This is a genomic window from Streptomyces sp. NPDC050388 (genome assembly GCF_040655635.1).
Classification (GTDB): domain Bacteria; phylum Actinomycetota; class Actinomycetes; order Streptomycetales; family Streptomycetaceae; genus Streptomyces.
Map to the genome: position 1 here is coordinate 18,118 of NZ_JBFAKH010000021.1, position 16,826 is coordinate 34,943.

Sequence of the window (16,826 nt, forward strand, 5' to 3'; positions counted from 1 at the left end):
CCCCGCACTGTGACGTGTGGCACGATGCTGGCCACCCCCACCGGCACAGCCCTCACAGGAGACACTCCTCGTGCAGTCATCCGCCGTCCCGGAACTCGCCCACACGCACACCCGCCCGATCCACTGGGTCGCCACCGCCACGGCCGTCGCCGGAGTCGTGGCGCTCTCCGGCCTGCTGCAGCCCCCGGCCGCGACCGCGGCCCAGACACCCGGCCCGCAGACCCCGCAGACCAGGAGTGCCCCGGCGCACGTGGCCCCGCCGGACCCCGCGGACGTCGAGTTCCCGATCGAGTGCGGTCCGGTGCAGGCCGTGGTCAAGAAGGAGGCGGCCGGCGACCTCGACGGCGACGGACGGCCCGAGACCGTGGTGGTCGTCCACTGCGACGCACCCATGGGCACCCCACCCGACGGCATGTACGTCCTGACCGAGGCCGCCGGAGCCGGCACACCACGCGTGGTGGCCACCCTCGTCGACCCCAAGGACCGCACCAACGTCGACGACTTCGCCGTGCGCGACGGCGAGATCACCGCGGCACTCCTCGGCTACTCGTCCTCCGACATACCCAGTTGCTGCCCCGACGTGCGCAAGAGCCTGAAGTGGCACTGGGACAACGGCGCGTTCGTCCGCTCCACGCCCTCCGACGCCCGGAGCGTGTGAACCACGCGCGCGTGAGCCGAGAGCGAACATGCGAGAAGCCGGACAGTGGTGACGGAAGGCGTCGAACCGGTCACCCGGCGTCCGGACCGTACACCTCCACGCCGTCGGCCACGCGCCGCACGTGAATGCACTCGCCCGGACACTCCTTCGCCGAATCGACCACATCCGTGAGAACCGGCAGCGGCACCCGCGCCGTCGCCCCCTCGGCCTGCAACAACTCGTCGTCCGGACCCTTCACATAAGCCAGACCGTCGATGTCCAGCTCGAACACCTCGGGCGCGTACTGCGCGCAGATGCCGTCACCGGTACACAGGTCCTGGTCGATCCAGACCTCCAGGGCCTCGGCGTCGACTCCGGCCTCCTGCTGCACGCTCATCTCCCCTGCCGTCTCCCGCGTCGGGCCGAGCGGGAATCCGGCCAGCTCCGACGGGTGTTGAACACATCGACCCTACCTCCGCCGGGGTTCCCGTCACCCTCGATGGGTATTCCCCTGGCGTGAGGGAGAGCGCAAGGGTGAAGATCGGACACACCTCGACAGTCTTTGTGATCTAGGGGTTTCAATCGACACCCGCCCAGGTAGGGTCTGGAAGCGTCCAGCTCCCCTTGGAGGAGGTGAGGACCGTGGCAGCCCACGACGACGACATGAACCGCGGCATCCGCCCGGGACGCGGGTCCGACGACCCGGCCGGGCAGATCGCCTACCTTGAGCAGGAGATCGCCGTCCTGCGCCGCAAGCTCGCCGACTCTCCGCGACACACGAGGATTCTCGAAGAGCGGATCGTCGAGCTGCAGACCAACCTGGCCGGCGTGTCCGCCCAGAACGAACGACTCGCAGGCACGCTCCGGGAGGCCCGCGACCAGATCGTGGCCCTCAAGGAGGAAGTGGACCGGCTGGCCCAGCCACCGGCCGGCTTCGGAGTTTTCCTCCTGGCGAACGAGGACGGCACCGCCGACATCTTCACCGGCGGCAGAAAGCTCCGGGTGAACGTCAGCCCGAGCGTCGACCTCGACGAGCTCCGGCGCGGCCAGGAAGTGATGCTCAACGAAGCGCTCAACGTGGTCGAGGCCATGGAGTTCGAGCGCGTCGGTGACATCGTCACCCTCAAGGAGATCCTCGAGGACGGGGAACGAGCCCTCGTCCTCGGGCACACCGACGAGGAGCGGGTGGTCCGGCTCGCCGAACCCCTGCTGGGCATCACCATCCGCCCCGGTGACGCCCTCCTGCTCGAGCCCCGCTCCGGGTACGTCTACGAGATCGTCCCGAAGAGCGAGGTCGAGGAGCTCGTCCTCGAAGAAGTCCCCGACATCGGCTACGAGCAGATCGGTGGCCTCGGCAACCAGATCGAAGCCATCCGCGACGCCGTCGAGCTGCCCTACCTCTATCCGGACCTGTTCAGGGAGCACGAACTGCGCCCGCCCAAGGGCGTACTGCTCTACGGGCCTCCCGGATGCGGCAAGACGCTCATCGCCAAGGCCGTCGCCAACTCGCTGGCCAAGAAGGTCGCCGAGGTCACCGGCCAGGCCGCGGGCAAGAGCTTCTTCCTCAACATCAAGGGCCCCGAGCTGCTGAACAAGTACGTCGGCGAGACCGAGCGGCAGATCCGCCTGGTCTTCCAGCGGGCCCGCGAGAAGGCCAGCGAGGGCACGCCCGTCATCGTCTTCTTCGACGAGATGGAATCCCTCTTCCGCACCCGCGGCTCCGGCGTCAGCTCCGACGTGGAGAACACCATCGTCCCGCAGCTCCTCGCCGAGATCGACGGCGTGGAGGGCCTGCAGAACGTGGTCGTGATCGGTGCCTCCAACCGTGAGGACATGATCGACCCCGCCATCCTGCGGCCCGGCCGGCTCGATGTGAAGATCAAGATCGAACGTCCGGACGCCGAGGCGGCCAAGGACATCTTCGGCAAGTACCTCACCCAGCGCCTCCCGCTGCACGGCGACGACATCGCCGAGCACGGCGGCGACAGGGGCATGACGGTCCAGAGCATGATCCAGACCGCGGTGGAACAGATGTACGCCGAAAGCGAGGAAAACCGCTTCCTGGAAGTCACGTACGCCAACGGAGACAAGGAAGTCCTCTACTTCAAGGACTTCAACTCCGGCGCCATGATCGAGAACATCGTCGGCCGCGCCAAGAAGATGGCGATCAAGGACTTCCTCGAGAAGAGCCAGAAGGGTCTCCGCGTCTCCCACCTGCTCCAGGCGTGTGTGGACGAGTTCAAGGAGAACGAGGACCTGCCCAACACCACCAACCCCGACGACTGGGCCCGGATCTCCGGTAAGAAGGGTGAGCGGATTGTTTACATCCGCACCCTCATCACCGGAAAGCAGGGCGCGGACACGGGACGCTCCATCGACACGGTGGCAAACACCGGTCAGTACCTGTAAAAAGCAGGGCGGCTGCGGGTGCCCTCGACGGGTACCCGCAGCCGACCGCTTTTCGGGACACGACCGGGAACACGGCAAAGACGCAAATGATCTCCCCACCAGCGCAAAGGCGTTCTAGGCTCTTCGGTACCGCCGAGTCGCGCAGTGCGGGGACGGGCACCGCACACGCACGGAGCGCCAGCGGTACTTGAGCAGCGCCCCCGACCGGGGACGCCGCCGGGCAAGGAGGGCCGCATGACTGTACGGCGAGTAATGGGCATCGAGACGGAGTACGGGATCTCCGTCCCCGGCCACCCCAACGCCAATGCCATGCTCACCTCGTCCCAGATCGTGAACGCCTACGCGGCGGCGATGCACCGGGCCCGCCGGGCCCGCTGGGACTTCGAGGAGGAGAACCCGCTGCGCGACGCGCGAGGCTTCGACCTCGCACGAGAGGCCGCCGACGCCAGCCAGCTCACCGACGAGGACATCGGCCTCGCCAATGTCATCCTCACCAACGGCGCGCGACTCTACGTCGACCACGCGCACCCCGAGTACAGCGCCCCGGAGGTCACCAACCCCCGCGACGCCGTCCTCTGGGACAAGGCCGGCGAACGCATCATGGCCGAGGCCGCGGAGCGGGCGGCGGCGCTTCCCGGGGCCCAGCCCATCCACCTGTACAAGAACAACACCGACAACAAGGGCGCCTCCTACGGCACCCACGAGAACTACCTGATGAGGCGGGAGACCCCGTTCTCGGACATCGTCCGCCACCTCACCCCGTTCTTCGTCTCCCGCCAGGTCTTCGCCGGCGCGGGCCGCGTCGGCATCGGCCAGGACGGCCACGAGCACGGCTTCCAGCTCAGCCAGCGCGCGGACTACTTCGAGGTCGAGGTCGGCCTCGAGACCACGCTGAAGCGCCCCATCATCAACACCCGCGACGAACCGCACGCCGACGCCGAGAAACACCGTCGGCTCCACGTGATCATCGGCGACGCGAACCTGTCCGAGATCTCCACCTACCTGAAGCTCGGCACGACCGCGCTCGTCCTGTCGATGATCGAGGACGGCTTCATCGCCGTGGACCTCGCGGTCGACCAGCCCGTACGGACGCTGCACCAGGTCTCGCACGACCCGGCCCTGAAACGGCTCGTCACCCTCCGCAGCGGTCGCACACTCACCGCCGTCCAGCTCCAGATGGAGTACTACGAGCTCTCCCGCAAATACGTAGAGGAACGGTACGGGGCCGATGCCGACGACCAGACCAAGGACGTCCTGGCCCGCTGGGAGGACACCCTCAACCGCCTGGAGAACGACCCCATGAGCCTGGCCGGCGAGCTGGACTGGGTCGCCAAGCGGGAACTCATGGAGGGCTACCGGCGCAGGGACGACCTGGACTGGGACGCCGCCCGACTGCACCTCGTCGACCTCCAGTACGCCGACGTGCGCCCCGACAAGGGGCTCTACAACCGCCTGGCCGCCCGCGGCCGCATGAAGCGGCTGCTGGACGAGAGGGACATCGAGCGGGCCCGCACGAAGCCGCCGGAGGACACCCGCGCCTACTTCCGCGGACGCTGCCTGGAGCAGTACGCGGACGATGTGGCGGCGGCTTCCTGGGACTCGGTGATCTTCGACCTGCCGGGCCGGGACTCGCTCCAGCGCGTCCCAACCCTGGAACCGCTTCGCGGAACGCGTAATCACGTCAAGGAGCTCCTGGACCGCTGCCGCACGGCAGAAGACCTGGTCAGGGTGTTGTCCGGGAACTGAACCACGATCCGGGAACCCGGGAGGGGCCGGCCGGACAGGGTGGAAGACCCCGGAGCCGGGAATCATCGAGACGGTCCCCGTACGTTGGAGCAAGTACGGGGGCACGGTCGGGCCGGGCTTGTAGGGTCTGATCAACACTGATCGGCGCAATGCCGACCATGTCGGGCGAGCTGAGCGGGGTGAGGGTTATGGCAACGAAGGACACCGGCGGCGGGCAGCAGAAGGCCACACGCTCCACGGAGGAGGTCGAGGAGCAGACGCAGGACGCGCAGGCCTCCGAGGACCTCAAGGAGCGCCAGGAAAAACTGAACGATGACGTGGACTCCGTACTCGACGAGATCGACGACGTGCTCGAGGAGAATGCCGAGGACTTCGTGCGGTCCTTCGTCCAAAAGGGCGGCCAGTAGGCCGGATCGACCTTCGAATCGAAGGTCGCAGGTCAGGGTCGTGGGTACGGGGGAGTAGCTGGTGAAGAGCTGCCCGCGGTGCGGTCGGTCCGCACCGCGGGCAGCCTTCGCCGGTGGCGGAATGCCCCGGCCATACATGTGGATCACTGCCGCAAGACGGGTAGGGTCCGTGGCGTACCGTGCATCAACTGCAATTCGGCCATCGGCAAGTTGGGAGACGATCCCGACGCCATCCGTCGGGCTGCCGCCTATCTGGAGGGAACCTCGTGGAAGCCAACACTCCTAGCACCGGGCGGCTGCCGGCCGCCTTCCTGACGCCAGGGTCTTCCTCCTTCATGGACTTCCTCTCCGATCATCAGCCCGAGATGCTGCCGGGTCGGCGGAAGCTACCGCCGCTCCAGGGAGCGGTCGAGGCGCCGCACGGCACGACGATCGTGGCCGCGAGCTTTCCCGGTGGTGTCGTGCTCGCCGGTGACCGCCGGGCCACCATGGGCAACGTCATCGCTCAACGGGACATCGAGAAGGTGTTCCCGGCGGACGAGTACTCGGCGGTGGGCATCGCCGGTACGGCGGGGCTCGCCGTGGAGATGGTGAAGCTGTTCCAGCTGGAGCTGGAGCACTTCGAGAAGGTCGAGGGGACGCAGCTGTCCCTGGAGGGCAAGGCGAACCGGCTGTCGACCATGATCCGGTCCAACCTCGCGATGGCGATGCAAGGCCTGGCCGTGGTCCCGCTGTTCGCGGGGTACGACACGGACCGGGAGAAGGGGCGGATCTTCTCCTACGACGTCACGGGCGGGCGCTCGGAGGAGCAGGGGTACGCCGCCACCGGTTCCGGGTCCGTCTTCGCGCGCAGCGCCATGAAGAAGCTCTTCCGGGACGACCTGAGCGAGGCCGAGGCGACCACACTGGTCGTGCAGGCCCTGTACGACGCGGCGGACGACGACTCGGCGACCGGCGGTCCCGATGTCGCCCGGCGGATCTACCCGATTGTCACGGTGATCACCGAGGACGGCTACCGCAGGCTCTCCGAGGACGAGGCGTCCGGGATCGCCCGGTCCGTACTGGAGCGGCGGCTGGAGCAGCCGGACGGCCCGCGGGCCTCGCTGCTGTAGGGCAGGCGGTTCGATGCCGAGGGACCTCCATCCAGTGACTTCGACAGAAAGGGACGGTTGAACCGTGTCGACGCCGTTCTATGTCTCACCCCAGCAGGCGATGGCCGACCGGGCGGAGTACGCCCGCAAGGGGATCGCCCGTGGCCGCAGCCTGGTCGTGCTGCAGTACGCCGACGGCATCGTGTTCGTCGGTGAGAACCCGTCCCGTGCGCTGCACAAGTTCAGCGAGATCTACGACCGGATCGGCTTCGCCGCCGCCGGTAAGTACAACGAGTACGAGAACCTGCGGATCGGCGGTGTGCGCTACGCCGATCTGCGGGGTTACACCTATGACCGTGACGACGTGACCGCCCGGGGCCTGGCGAACGTGTACGCGCAGACGCTGGGGACGATCTTCTCGAGTGCGGCGGAGAAGCCGTACGAGGTGGAGCTGGTGGTGGCCGAGGTCGGGGAGACCCCGGAGGGCGACCAGATCTACCGGCTGCCGCACGACGGCTCCATCGTGGACGAGCACGGCTCGGTCGCGGTGGGGGGCAACGCGGAGCAGATCAGCGGGTACCTGGATCAGCGCCACCGGGACGGGATGACGCTGGCCCAGGCGCTGGAGCTGGCGGTGCAGTCGTTGTCGCGGGACACCAACGGCGGTGAGCGGGAGATTCCCGCGGAGCGGCTGGAGGTGGCGGTGCTGGACCGCACGCGGCCGCAGCAGCGGAAGTTCCGGCGGATCACGGGGCGGCAGCTGGCGAGGCTGCTGGAGGCCGGCGGCGCGGAGACGGTGTCCGAGGCGGAGGCCGAGGCGGACACGGAGACCGGGGCCGGGAGCGAGGAGTAGGCAGGTCCGGAGCGGATCTGTCGGTGACGGGGCGGGGGCCACCCCCGCCCCGTCACCTTTCCGCCTCAGGAGTGTGCGGTGGCCGGGCCGGTCGAGCCCCGGGGCACGAGGTGGACGGGGATGTCCCCGGCCTCGGGGGCGCGGTGGTCCAGGACCGCGAGGAGGGCCTGCATGCCGCGTTCGCCGAAGAGCTCCGCGTCGAGGCGGACCGTGGTGAGTTCCGGGTCGAGGGCCGTGGCCAGGGCCAGGTCGTCGAAGCCGGTGACGGAGAGGTCGTCGGGGATGCGCAGGCCAAGACGCCGGGCCGCCTTGTAGGTGCCGGCCGCGAGCTGGTCGTCGTCGCAGATGACGGCGGTGGGGCGCTCGGGTCCGGCGAGGGCGGCCTGGGCGGCGGTGACGGCGCCCCGGATGGAGATGGGCGAGCGGGCCGTGCGGAGCGTGGTGCCGGGGGTCGCGGCCAGGCGGGTGGTCAGTTCGCGGGCGCGTACCTCGAAGGTCCAGGAGGGGACGTCGGCCGCCAGGTGCAGGAAACTGCGGTGGCCCAGGGCCACGAGGTGGCGGGTGATCCGGCGGATGCCGTCGGCGATGTCGAGGTTGACCGTGGCGGCGCCCGGGTTGCTCTCGGGGTCGCTGTCGAGCATGACCAGGGGGAGCTGGTCGCCGCGGATGTCGGTCAGGGCGTCGGCGGCCATGGAGGAGGCGATGACGCCGTCGAGCGCGGCCTGCGCCGAGGCGAAGGGGTTGCGGGCGGGGCCGACGCCCTCGGGCGAGGGGTAGAGGACCAGGCCGAAGCCGTGCTGGGCGGCGATGCGGGCGGCTCCGGTGTAGACGCCGGCGAAGAACTCGGTGGTGAGGGCGGGGACGACGAGGAGGACGGTGCGGGTGTGTCCGAGGCGCAGGTTGCGGGCGGCGAGGTTGGGGCGGTAGCCGAGGCGGTGCGCGGCGTCGCGTACGCGTTGCGCGGTGGCCTCCGAGACGCGGCCGCGCCATTTGTCGCCCATGACGAGGGACACGGCGGCCTGGGAGACGCCGGCGGCTTGGGCGACGTCCCTGCTCGTGGGGCGGATCTGGGCTCGGGCCACCGTGGGGCCGCTCCTTCGACTGGACTCCGTCTGGACTGGCGAACAGCCGACATGGTACGTATGGGGACGCTCGTTATACGTACAACGTCGATGATTCCGGTGGACGCCGGTAGTGAGTGGAGGAGCGGCATGGCCACGGGGTACCTGGAGATCCTCCGGGCGCGACACGCCACTCGGCTGCTGGTGGGCACGCTGGTCGGGCGGCTGCCCAACGCGACCGCGGCCATCGCGATCGTGCTGTTCGTCCGTGCGCAGGGCGGTTCGTACAGTCTGGCCGGTGCCCTGGCGGCGGTGTACGGCGTCGCCAACGCGGTCGGCCAGCCGGTGCTGGGGCGCCTGGTGGATCTGCGGGGGCAGCCGCGGGTGCAGTTGCCGGCCGCGGTGCTGTCGGCGCTGGCGATGGCGGTCTTCGCCTTCGTGGGGATCGAGCCGCGGGCCGCGGCCTACGCGTCGGTGGCCGCCGCCGGGCTGTTCACACCGCCGTTGGAGGGCGGTCTGCGGGCCCTGTGGTCCTCGGTGCTGCACCGGGAGGAGCAGGTCCACCGGGCGTACGCGATGGACGCGGTGGCGCAGGAGGTCATGTTCACCGTCGGGCCGCTGCTGGTGACGGTGTGCGCGTCGCTGTGGTCGCCCCGGGCCGCGCTGCTGGTGCTGAACGTGCTGGGGGTGCTGGGCGCCCTGTCCGTGGTCGTGTCGGCGCCCTCGCGGGCGTGGCGGTCGGCGCCGCGTGAGGCGCACTGGCTGGGCGCGCTGCGCTCACCGGGGCTGCTGGCGCTGCTGGGGGCCTTCCTGTTCGTCGGGATCGCGATGGGGTCCATCACGGTGGCGGCGGTGCCGTACGCGGACGGACACGGGGGCGACCATGTGTACGGCTGGCTGATGGCGGGTCTCGGTTTCGGCGCGCTCATCGGCGGTATGGCGTACGGGGCGCGGCAGTGGGCGGGGGAGCCGGCGCGGCGACTTCAGGTGCTGGTCGCGTTCCTGGCGGTGTGTTACCTGCCGCTGCCGCTGATGCCGGGCGCGGTGGCGATGACCTTCCTCGCGGTGCTCGCGGGCGTGTTCCTGGCCCCGGTGATCGCCTGCGCCTTCGTGCTGGTGGACCGGCACGCGCCGGCCGGGACGGTCACGGAGGCGTTCTCGTGGCTGGTGACGACGTTCACGGTGGGCGCCTCGGTGGGAACGGGCCTGGCGGGCCCGGTGGTCGAGGCGGGCGGCGCGCAGTGGGGGTTCGCGGTTCCGGCCGCCGCGGGCGCTGTGGCTTTGCTGGTTTTGATTTCCACCGGAAGGGTATTGGCAGTCGCCGCTCACGGAGCGGTCGTTGCGGCCGGTTCGGAAAATGATCCGAACCGTGCCCTCGAACCTCGTTTGGGTTCAGGGGATCGGGCGTAATGTTCAGTCATGGACCGCCGCATTTTCGGGCTGGAGAACGAGTACGGCGTCACGTGCACGTTCAGGGGACAGCGGCGCCTGTCTCCTGACGAGGTGGCGCGGTACCTCTTCCGCCGTGTTGTGTCATGGGGCCGAAGCAGCAATGTCTTTCTGCGCAACGGCGCCCGTCTCTATCTCGACGTGGGGTCGCATCCGGAATACGCCACGCCCGAATGTGACAACGTGACCGAGCTGGTCACGCACGACAAGGCCGGGGAGCGCATTCTCGAAGGGCTCCTGGTGGACGCCGAACGTCGCCTGCACGAGGAGGGAATCGCAGGCGACGTCTACCTGTTCAAGAACAACACCGACTCGGCGGGCAACTCGTACGGGTGCCACGAGAACTATCTGGTGGCGCGGCACGGGGAGTTCTCGCGACTCGCGGACATCCTCATCCCGTTCCTGGTGACCCGCCAGCTGCTGTGCGGTGCCGGGAAGGTGCTGCAGACGCCGCGTGGTGCCGTCTACTGCGTCAGCCAGCGGGCGGAGCACATCTGGGAGGGCGTCTCCTCGGCGACGACCCGGTCCCGGCCGATCATCAACACGCGCGACGAACCGCACGCGGACGCCGAGCGCTATCGCCGGCTGCACGTCATCGTGGGCGACTCGAACATGTCCGAGACGACCATGCTGCTGAAGGTCGGCGCCACCGATCTGGTGCTGCGCATGATCGAGGCGGGCACGGTGATGCGTGACCTCACCCTGGAGAACCCGATCCGGGCGATCCGCGAGGTGAGCCATGACATCACCGGCCGCCGCAAGGTCCGCCTGGCGAGCGGCCGTGAGGCCTCCGCGCTGGAGGTGCAGCGCGAGTACTACGAGAAGGCGCTGGACTTCTGCGAGCGTCGCGGTATCCGCACCGGCACCGTCGAGCAAGTGCTCGAACTGTGGGGCCGTACGCTGGACGCGATCGAGGCCGAGGACCTCGACCGCATCGACACCGAGATCGACTGGGTCATGAAGTACAAGCTCCTCGAGCGGTACCGGGCCAAGCACAACATGACCATGTCGCATCCGCGGGTCGCGCAGATAGACCTCGCCTACCACGACATCCACCGCCGTCGTGGTCTCTACTACCTGCTGGAGAGGAAGGGACAGGCCGCCCGGATCTGCGACGATCTGAAGATCTTCGAGGGCAAATCCGTTCCGCCGCAGACCACCCGGGCGCGATTGCGCGGTGACTTCATCCGCCGGGCGCAGGAGCAGCGGCGGGACTTCACCGTCGACTGGGTCCATCTCAAACTCAACGACCAGGCACAGCGGACGGTGTTGTGCAAGGACCCGTTCCGGTCGGTGGACGAGCGGGTGGAGAAGCTGATCGCCGGAATGTGAGACATGGGGTTCCGCGGATCCCACGAACCGCGGAACGTCACACGGGCGCCGCACGTTACTCAGTGCGGCGCCCTTCTCACGCCGTAGAGTTGCGCGGACGCCACCCACAGGATCGACGATTACGAGGCCCCCACCGTGCGCCGACGCTCACTCCTCATTGCCGTACCCGCCGGACTGGTCACTCTCGCCGCGTGCGGCGACGGTGAGTCCGATTCGAGCAAGGCCAGCGAAAGCGCCTCGCCGTCGGCTCCGGACACCTCGGCCGCGCCGTCGCCGAAGATCGTCGACGGTCCGCTGCCGGCGATCACCGCGGGCGTGAAGTTCGGCGAGAAGCCCACGGTGGAGAAGGGCAGCGGTGAGCCGTCCAAGGACCTCGCGGTGAAGACGGTCATCGCGGGCGGCGGCAGGACCATCGCCGAGAACGACTTCGTGGTGGCCCACTACCTGGGCCAGGTGTGGAGCACCGCGAAGGTGTTCGACAACTCCTACGACCGCAAGAGCCCGCTGGCGATCCAGCTGGCCCAGGGCAGCATCATCGACGGCTGGCGGTACGCGCTGACCGGCCGGAAGGCCGGCAGCCGGGTCGAGATGGCGATCCCGCCCACCTGGGGATACGGCATGCAGGGCAATGAGCAGGCGGGCATCAAGGGCACCGACACGCTGGTGTTCGTGGTGGACGTGCAGGACGCGTTCAACGCCAAGAGCTCCGCCAAGGGCACCGAGGTCGCCCAGGACGACACCGGTCTGCCCAAGGTGGGCACCAACACCGACGGCAAGGCCCCCGCCATCGAGGTGCCCGACACGGCCGCCCCGAAGAAGCTCGTGTCGAGCTACGTCCTCGAGGGCGACGGCCCGGAGGTCGGTGCCGAGGACAGCGTGCTCGTGCAGTACAAGGGCGTGTTGTGGGACGGCGGCAAGGAGTTCGACTCGACGTACTCCCGGAAGCAGCTGACCTCGTTCTCGTTGCAGCAGGTCGTCAAGGGCTGGGCGCAGGGACTCACCGGGAAGAAGGTGGGCAGCCGGGTGCTCATCGTCATTCCGCCGGAGCTGGGTTACGGCGACAACCCGCCGCAGGGCAGTGACATCAAGAAGGACTCCACGCTGGTCTTCTCGGTCGACATCCTCGCGAAGTTGTGACCGCGCGTGATGTAAGACTGTGTGTGTTCGCCTTTCCGCAGACAAGCAGGAGCGTTAGACGTGAGCATCGACAAGCCCGAGATCGACTTCCCGGGCGGCGAGCCCCCGGCGGAGCTCGAGATCAAGGACATCTGGGAGGGCGACGGAGAGGTGGCGCAGGCGGGTCAGACCGTCACCGTCCACTACGTCGGTGTCGCCTTCAGCACGGGTGAGGAGTTCGACGCCAGCTGGAACCGTGGCACTCCGTTCCGCTTCCCGCTGGGCGGCGGTCGGGTCATCCAGGGCTGGGACCAGGGCGTGCAGGGCATGAAGGTCGGCGGCCGTCGCCAGCTGACCATTCCCGCCCACCTCGCCTACGGCGACCAGAGCCCGACTCCGGCGATCAAGCCCGGCGAGACGCTGATCTTCGTGGTCGACCTGCTCGGCGTGTGATCGCCCGTTCGATCGCGGCCTGATCACCGTCGGGTCGGGTGGCGACCGGAGTCGATCATCTGGGGTCCATGCCTGCCCGGGCATGGGCCCTCGGCTTTTGCCGCGCCACCACGGGGCGGTACGGTCATCGGACTGAGCACCATAGGAGGCGAAGGGCGTCGATGGCCATTGCCAAGGCCGAGCGGCTGATGAACCTGGCGCTGTGTCTGCTGGGGACGCGGCGGCCACTGAGCAAGCGTGAGCTGCGCGAGTCCGTCGAGGCCTACCTCGAGGCGGCCTCCGACGACGCCTTCAACCGGATGTTCGAGCGCGACAAGGACGATCTGCGCGAACTCGGGCTCGTCATCGAGACCGTCGAGAACCTCGACGGCGAGGTCGGCTATCTGGCCCGGCGGGACAGCAACCGCCTGCCACCCATCACCCTCGACGCGGAGGAGGCCGCAGCCCTGGGGCTGGCGGCCAAGGTGTGGCAGCAGGCCAGGCTGGCCGGCGCGGCCAGCGGTGCCCTGCAGAAGCTGCGGGCGGCGGGGCTGCCCGAGGACGTCGACCCCTACGGGGCGCACGGTGCGCTCGAGCCGCGCATCCCCGTGCACGAGGCAGCCTTCGAACCGCTGATGCTGGCCTGCCGCGACCGTCGGCCGGTCGTCTTCGACTACCGCAAGGCCAACGCCGTACAACCCGAATCCCGCCATGTCGAGCCATGGGCGCTGGAATGCTGGCGGGGCCACTGGTACCTGGCGGGCTGGGACCGCGACCGAGGCGCCGAGCGGGTGTTCCGGTTGTCCCGGATCACCGGCAAGGTGCGCTCCCGCGGCACTCGTTACACCACCCCGGTGCCGGACGTCGTCACCGTCCGCGAGACGGTGGCGAGCTGGGCGGGGGAGAGTGCCGACCGCTCCGCGCGCATCCGGCTGCGCTCCGACGCGGGGTACCCCCTTCGGGCGAAAGCCACCGCGGTGCGGGAACTCGGTGACGGTTGGGAAGAGTTGGAGATTCCGTACGGGCACGGCCTGGATGCCTGGCTGGTGGAGTTCGGAGCGGACGTGGTGGTCCTGGAGCCCGCCGAGCTGCGGGCCGACGTGGTGGACCGGCTGCGCGCCGTCGCCAAGGGCTGAGGGGGACGGACAAGAACGTGGCAGGCAAACCGGTCAGGCCAGTCAACGCCATCGACCAGACCCGGCGGATGCTCTCCCTGGTGACCTACCTGCGGGAGCGCCCCGGCGCCCGGATCGAGGACGTGGCGCGCGCCTTCGGCATCACCGAGGACGAGCTGGTCTCGGACCTCGACGTGCTGCCCATGTGCGGCACCAGTTTCCGCGGCGGCGATCTGCTGGACATCGACACCGACGGGGAGCGCATCTGGTGGCACAACCCGGCCGCGCTCGGGGCGGAGGCCGCGGAGCCGCTGCGGCTCGCCGCCGACGAGGCCACCGCCCTGCTGGTCGCCGCGCGGGCCGTGGCCACGCTGCCCGGTCTGCGGGAGAGCGACCGGCAGGCGCTGCTGCGGGCCACCGCCAAGGTGGAGGCGGCGGCCGGTGAGGCGGCGGGCGCCAGCTCCCGGCTGTCGGTGACCTTCGAGTCCGAGGGCGGCGTGTTCGCGGACGTCGACCGGGCCATCGCCGAGCGCCGCAGACTCTGGATCCGCTACTACTCGCCCGCGCGTGACGAGCTCACCGAGCGTGAGATCGATCCCATCCGCCTGGTCAGCGTCGGGCACACCTATGTCGAGGCCTGGTGCCGTCGCTCCGAGGCGCGGCGCACGTTCCGGCTCGACCGGGTCGCCGAGATCCGCATCCTCGACGAACCGTCCGCGCCGCCCGAGGTCGAACTGCGGGACCTGTCGGAAGGGCTGGTACAGCCGTCCGCGGAGGACCCGGAGGTCGTGGTCGAGGTGGGGCCGGGCGGGCGCTGGGTCGCCGAGTACTACCCGCACGACAGCGCGGATGAGCTGGCCGACGGCGGGCTGCGTATCACCTTGCGGACGCCCGACCCGGCGTCGCTGAGACGGCTGGCGCTGCGGCTCGGGCGGGACGGCCGGATCGTCGCGCCGCACGATCTCGCCGAGAGTGCCCGGCGGGCGGCCCGCGAGGCGCTGGCGGCGTACGACGGGGCCGAGGCGGCCGGATGAGCGGATCGCGCGCCGTACGCGTGGTCCGGGGCGGGCAGGACGACAGGCAGGAGCGAGGACTGTGAGCGAGTCGGCGACCTCTGGTGTTCGGGGCGTGACGGTGGCGTCCGCGTTCTCCGGGATGAGAAGCGTGGCGCCGGTCGTGTTCCGGGCGGGCTGCCCGGACTGCCGGGGGCGTTTCGAGCTCGCCGCGAGCGCGCTGCGTCTGGTCATAGGCGCCAGCAGACGGACCACCTTCTACTCGTTCACCTGCCCCGCGTGCGAGACCGCGGTCCGCAAGCCGGCCGGGGAGCGGGTCGTCGAGCTGCTCACCGGCGGCGGGGTCAGCACCCTGCGGCTGCACTCCACCGCGTAGGACCTCCGCGGCGGGACGGTCTAGGCTCGACCCCATGTTCTGGCCGATGTTCGCGGTTGCTGTGGGGTTCCTGGGTCTTGTGGTGCTCGGGGTGTTCGCCGTACGGGTCTTCGTCGAGGCGGAGCGGCTCGGCAGACAGGTCGGTGAATCGGCGCGGCGCATCAGCCGGGCCGCGGAGGACCTGGAGCGGGCGGCGACCGGCGCGGCCCGTTCCGCGGAGGCCCTCTGATCGGTGCCCGGACCGCCTTCCTGGCCGCTTCGCCCTGTCACCCGGGCGATCCGGGCGGGTACGCTGCTGACGCGGACCGGAGAACGAGGCCCGGACCGCGAACGGGAGTACGCCTGAGGATTGCCTCACGTTCACCCCTGAGCGTTACGATTGCTGGCAATGTGATCGTCGGGCACATTTCCGAACGGTCGGACAGGGCAGCACCCCCACCCCAGCAGCCTCGGTGAGAAGGTAAACACTTATGTTCGGAAGGCTCGGAGCTCCCGAGATCATTCTCATCCTCGTCGTCATCATCCTGCTGTTCGGCGCGAAGAAGCTTCCGGACATGGCGCGGTCCCTCGGCAAGTCCGCCCGCATCCTCAAGAGCGAGGCGAAGGCCATGAAGGAGGACAAGGACAAGTCCTCCGCCCCGGCCGACCCGCCCGCCCCCGGCGACGAGTCCCCGGCGCAGCGCACCATCCAGGCCGCCCCCGGCGACGTGACCAGCTCCCGCCCCGTCACGGAGCCGACGGACACGACCAAGCGCTGACGCAGGGCCGGACGATCTCCGGCCCGCCGCACGAGATGGGAACGTGGGTTGCTCAAGTCTGCCCGCAAGCAGGAGAGGGATCCCGAGGGGCGGATGCCCCTCGCGGAGCACCTTCGTGAACTCCGCAACCGGCTCGCGAAGGCGCTGCTGGCCATCGTCCTGGTGACGGTCGCCGCAGCCTTCTTCTACAACGACATCATCAACTTCTTCACCGAACCGGTGCTCAAGTCGGTCGGGTGCGGTCAGTCCTTCGAGGAACTGGCCCGCTCGACACAGGACAAGGGGCAGCCGTGCGCGATGATCACGATCAACGGTCTGCTCACGCCGTTCACGCTGGCGCTGAAGGTCTCCCTGATGGCCGGTGTCGTACTGGCCTCGCCGGTCTGGCTGTACCAGTTGTGGTCCTTCGTCGCCCCCGGGCTGCACAAGCACGAGAAGAAGTACGCCTACGCGTTCGTCGCCACGGGCTTCCCGCTCTTCCTGGGCGGTGCCTACTTCGCCTACCGGGTGCTGCCGACCACGGCGAAGGTGCTCATCGAGTTCACGCCGTTCGGCGTCGACAACCTGCTGCCGCTGGACGACCTGCTCGACCTCGTCACCCGCATGGTGGTCGTCTTCGGCCTCTCCTTCGAGCTGCCGCTGCTGCTGGTCATGCTCAACTTCAGCGGAGTGCTGACCGGCAAGCGCATGCTCGGCTGGTGGCGCGGCATGATCATGGGCATCACGCTGTTCGCGGCCATCGCCACGCCCAGTACGGACCCGCTGACCATGATGATGCTCGCCGCGCCGATCTGGATCCTGTACTTCGGTGCCGTCGGCATTTCCCTGTTCAACGACCGCCGCAGGCGCCGCCTGGAGGCGATGGGCCCCGCCGACGACGAGGCCTCCGATCTGGACCTCACCCCCGAGGACATCGGCGAGGTCGAACCCGTCTCGGCCCGGCGCGCCCTGCCCGAGCAGGGGGGAACGGACCGGATCAACGGTTATGACGACGTGACCTGAGGACCGGGTCGAAGCTCGTAAGGTCACTT

General features: G+C 69.2%; 18 protein-coding genes and 1 pseudogene. 17 read left to right on the top strand and 2 right to left on the bottom strand.

The window, feature by feature from the left end; all coding sequences use genetic code 11:
- Positions 1-70 precede the first annotated feature (70 nt).
- Entirely contained in the window at positions 71-658 is a 588-nt protein-coding gene (locus AB0I73_RS14505) for a hypothetical protein (RefSeq protein ID WP_363037188.1), read from the top strand.
- A gap of 70 nt (positions 659-728) precedes the next feature.
- On the opposite strand, the gene AB0I73_RS14510 is transcribed toward AB0I73_RS14505, so the two are convergent.
- Entirely contained in the window at positions 729-1,034 is a 306-nt protein-coding gene (locus AB0I73_RS14510) for a ferredoxin (protein WP_109380477.1), read from the bottom strand.
- A gap of 245 nt (positions 1,035-1,279) precedes the next feature.
- Here AB0I73_RS14510 and arc point away from each other — a divergent pair, with 245 nt between their 5' ends.
- The 6 genes and pseudogenes from arc (at position 1,280) to prcA (ending at position 7,143) form a co-directional block, all read left to right on the top strand.
- Positions 1,280-3,046: a proteasome ATPase gene (gene arc / locus AB0I73_RS14515; protein WP_202279065.1), complete on the top strand. Its 1,767-nt coding sequence runs from the start codon at positions 1,280-1,282 to the stop codon at positions 3,044-3,046.
- 234 nt (positions 3,047-3,280) lie between these two features.
- Entirely contained in the window at positions 3,281-4,792 is a 1,512-nt protein-coding gene (gene dop / locus AB0I73_RS14520) for a depupylase/deamidase Dop (protein ID WP_363037191.1), read from the top strand.
- A gap of 188 nt (positions 4,793-4,980) precedes the next feature.
- Positions 4,981-5,199 (top strand): ubiquitin-like protein Pup, encoded by a 219-nt coding sequence (locus AB0I73_RS14525; protein WP_109380473.1) that lies wholly within the window; start codon positions 4,981-4,983, stop codon positions 5,197-5,199.
- 123 nt (positions 5,200-5,322) lie between these two features.
- Positions 5,323-5,514, top strand: a pseudogene (locus AB0I73_RS14530) (endonuclease domain-containing protein); the annotation flags it as partial.
- Positions 5,466-6,311, top strand: coding sequence for a proteasome subunit beta (gene prcB, locus AB0I73_RS14535; protein WP_363037194.1), 846 nt, complete (start codon positions 5,466-5,468; stop codon positions 6,309-6,311). The pseudogene AB0I73_RS14530 and the gene prcB, both read left to right, overlap by 49 nt.
- A gap of 64 nt (positions 6,312-6,375) precedes the next feature.
- The gene (prcA, locus tag AB0I73_RS14540; protein ID WP_109380471.1) at positions 6,376-7,143 is read left to right on the top strand and encodes a proteasome subunit alpha; all 768 of its coding nucleotides are present in this window, start codon (positions 6,376-6,378) and stop codon (positions 7,141-7,143) included.
- A 65-nt stretch (positions 7,144-7,208) separates the two neighbouring features.
- Here the strand turns inward: prcA and AB0I73_RS14545 are convergent, their stop codons facing one another.
- Complete coding sequence (locus tag AB0I73_RS14545; protein WP_363037196.1) at positions 7,209-8,225, bottom strand: LacI family DNA-binding transcriptional regulator; 1,017 nt, start codon at positions 8,223-8,225, stop codon at positions 7,209-7,211.
- A gap of 129 nt (positions 8,226-8,354) precedes the next feature.
- Between AB0I73_RS14545 and AB0I73_RS14550 the strand changes: the two genes are divergently transcribed.
- From AB0I73_RS14550 to tatC, 10 genes are all read left to right on the top strand, one after another.
- Positions 8,355-9,614: an MFS transporter gene (locus AB0I73_RS14550; protein WP_363037198.1), complete on the top strand. Its 1,260-nt coding sequence runs from the start codon at positions 8,355-8,357 to the stop codon at positions 9,612-9,614.
- Positions 9,615-9,623: 9 nt separating this feature from the next.
- Entirely contained in the window at positions 9,624-10,985 is a 1,362-nt protein-coding gene (pafA, locus tag AB0I73_RS14555; protein WP_363037200.1) for a Pup--protein ligase, read from the top strand.
- A gap of 135 nt (positions 10,986-11,120) precedes the next feature.
- Positions 11,121-12,122 carry an FKBP-type peptidyl-prolyl cis-trans isomerase gene (locus AB0I73_RS14560; protein WP_363037202.1) on the top strand — a complete coding sequence of 334 codons (1,002 nt, stop codon included), beginning with the start codon at positions 11,121-11,123 and terminating at the stop codon, positions 12,120-12,122.
- A gap of 60 nt (positions 12,123-12,182) precedes the next feature.
- Complete coding sequence (locus AB0I73_RS14565; protein ID WP_363037204.1) at positions 12,183-12,554, top strand: FKBP-type peptidyl-prolyl cis-trans isomerase; 372 nt, start codon at positions 12,183-12,185, stop codon at positions 12,552-12,554.
- 161 nt (positions 12,555-12,715) lie between these two features.
- Entirely contained in the window at positions 12,716-13,669 is a 954-nt protein-coding gene (locus tag AB0I73_RS14570) for a WYL domain-containing protein (RefSeq protein ID WP_109380465.1), read from the top strand.
- Between the two features lie 17 nt (positions 13,670-13,686).
- Complete coding sequence (locus AB0I73_RS14575) at positions 13,687-14,682, top strand: WYL domain-containing protein (RefSeq protein ID WP_363037207.1); 996 nt, start codon at positions 13,687-13,689, stop codon at positions 14,680-14,682.
- A 61-nt stretch (positions 14,683-14,743) separates the two neighbouring features.
- Positions 14,744-15,037 (top strand): hypothetical protein, encoded by a 294-nt coding sequence (locus AB0I73_RS14580; RefSeq protein ID WP_363037209.1) that lies wholly within the window; start codon positions 14,744-14,746, stop codon positions 15,035-15,037.
- Between the two features lie 34 nt (positions 15,038-15,071).
- Entirely contained in the window at positions 15,072-15,266 is a 195-nt protein-coding gene (locus AB0I73_RS14585; RefSeq protein ID WP_109380462.1) for a hypothetical protein, read from the top strand.
- Between the two features lie 241 nt (positions 15,267-15,507).
- Entirely contained in the window at positions 15,508-15,795 is a 288-nt protein-coding gene (gene tatA / locus AB0I73_RS14590) for a Sec-independent protein translocase subunit TatA (protein WP_055596761.1), read from the top strand.
- 48 nt (positions 15,796-15,843) lie between these two features.
- Positions 15,844-16,797, top strand: coding sequence for a twin-arginine translocase subunit TatC (tatC, locus tag AB0I73_RS14595; protein ID WP_363037212.1), 954 nt, complete (start codon positions 15,844-15,846; stop codon positions 16,795-16,797).
- Positions 16,798-16,826 lie beyond the last annotated feature (29 nt).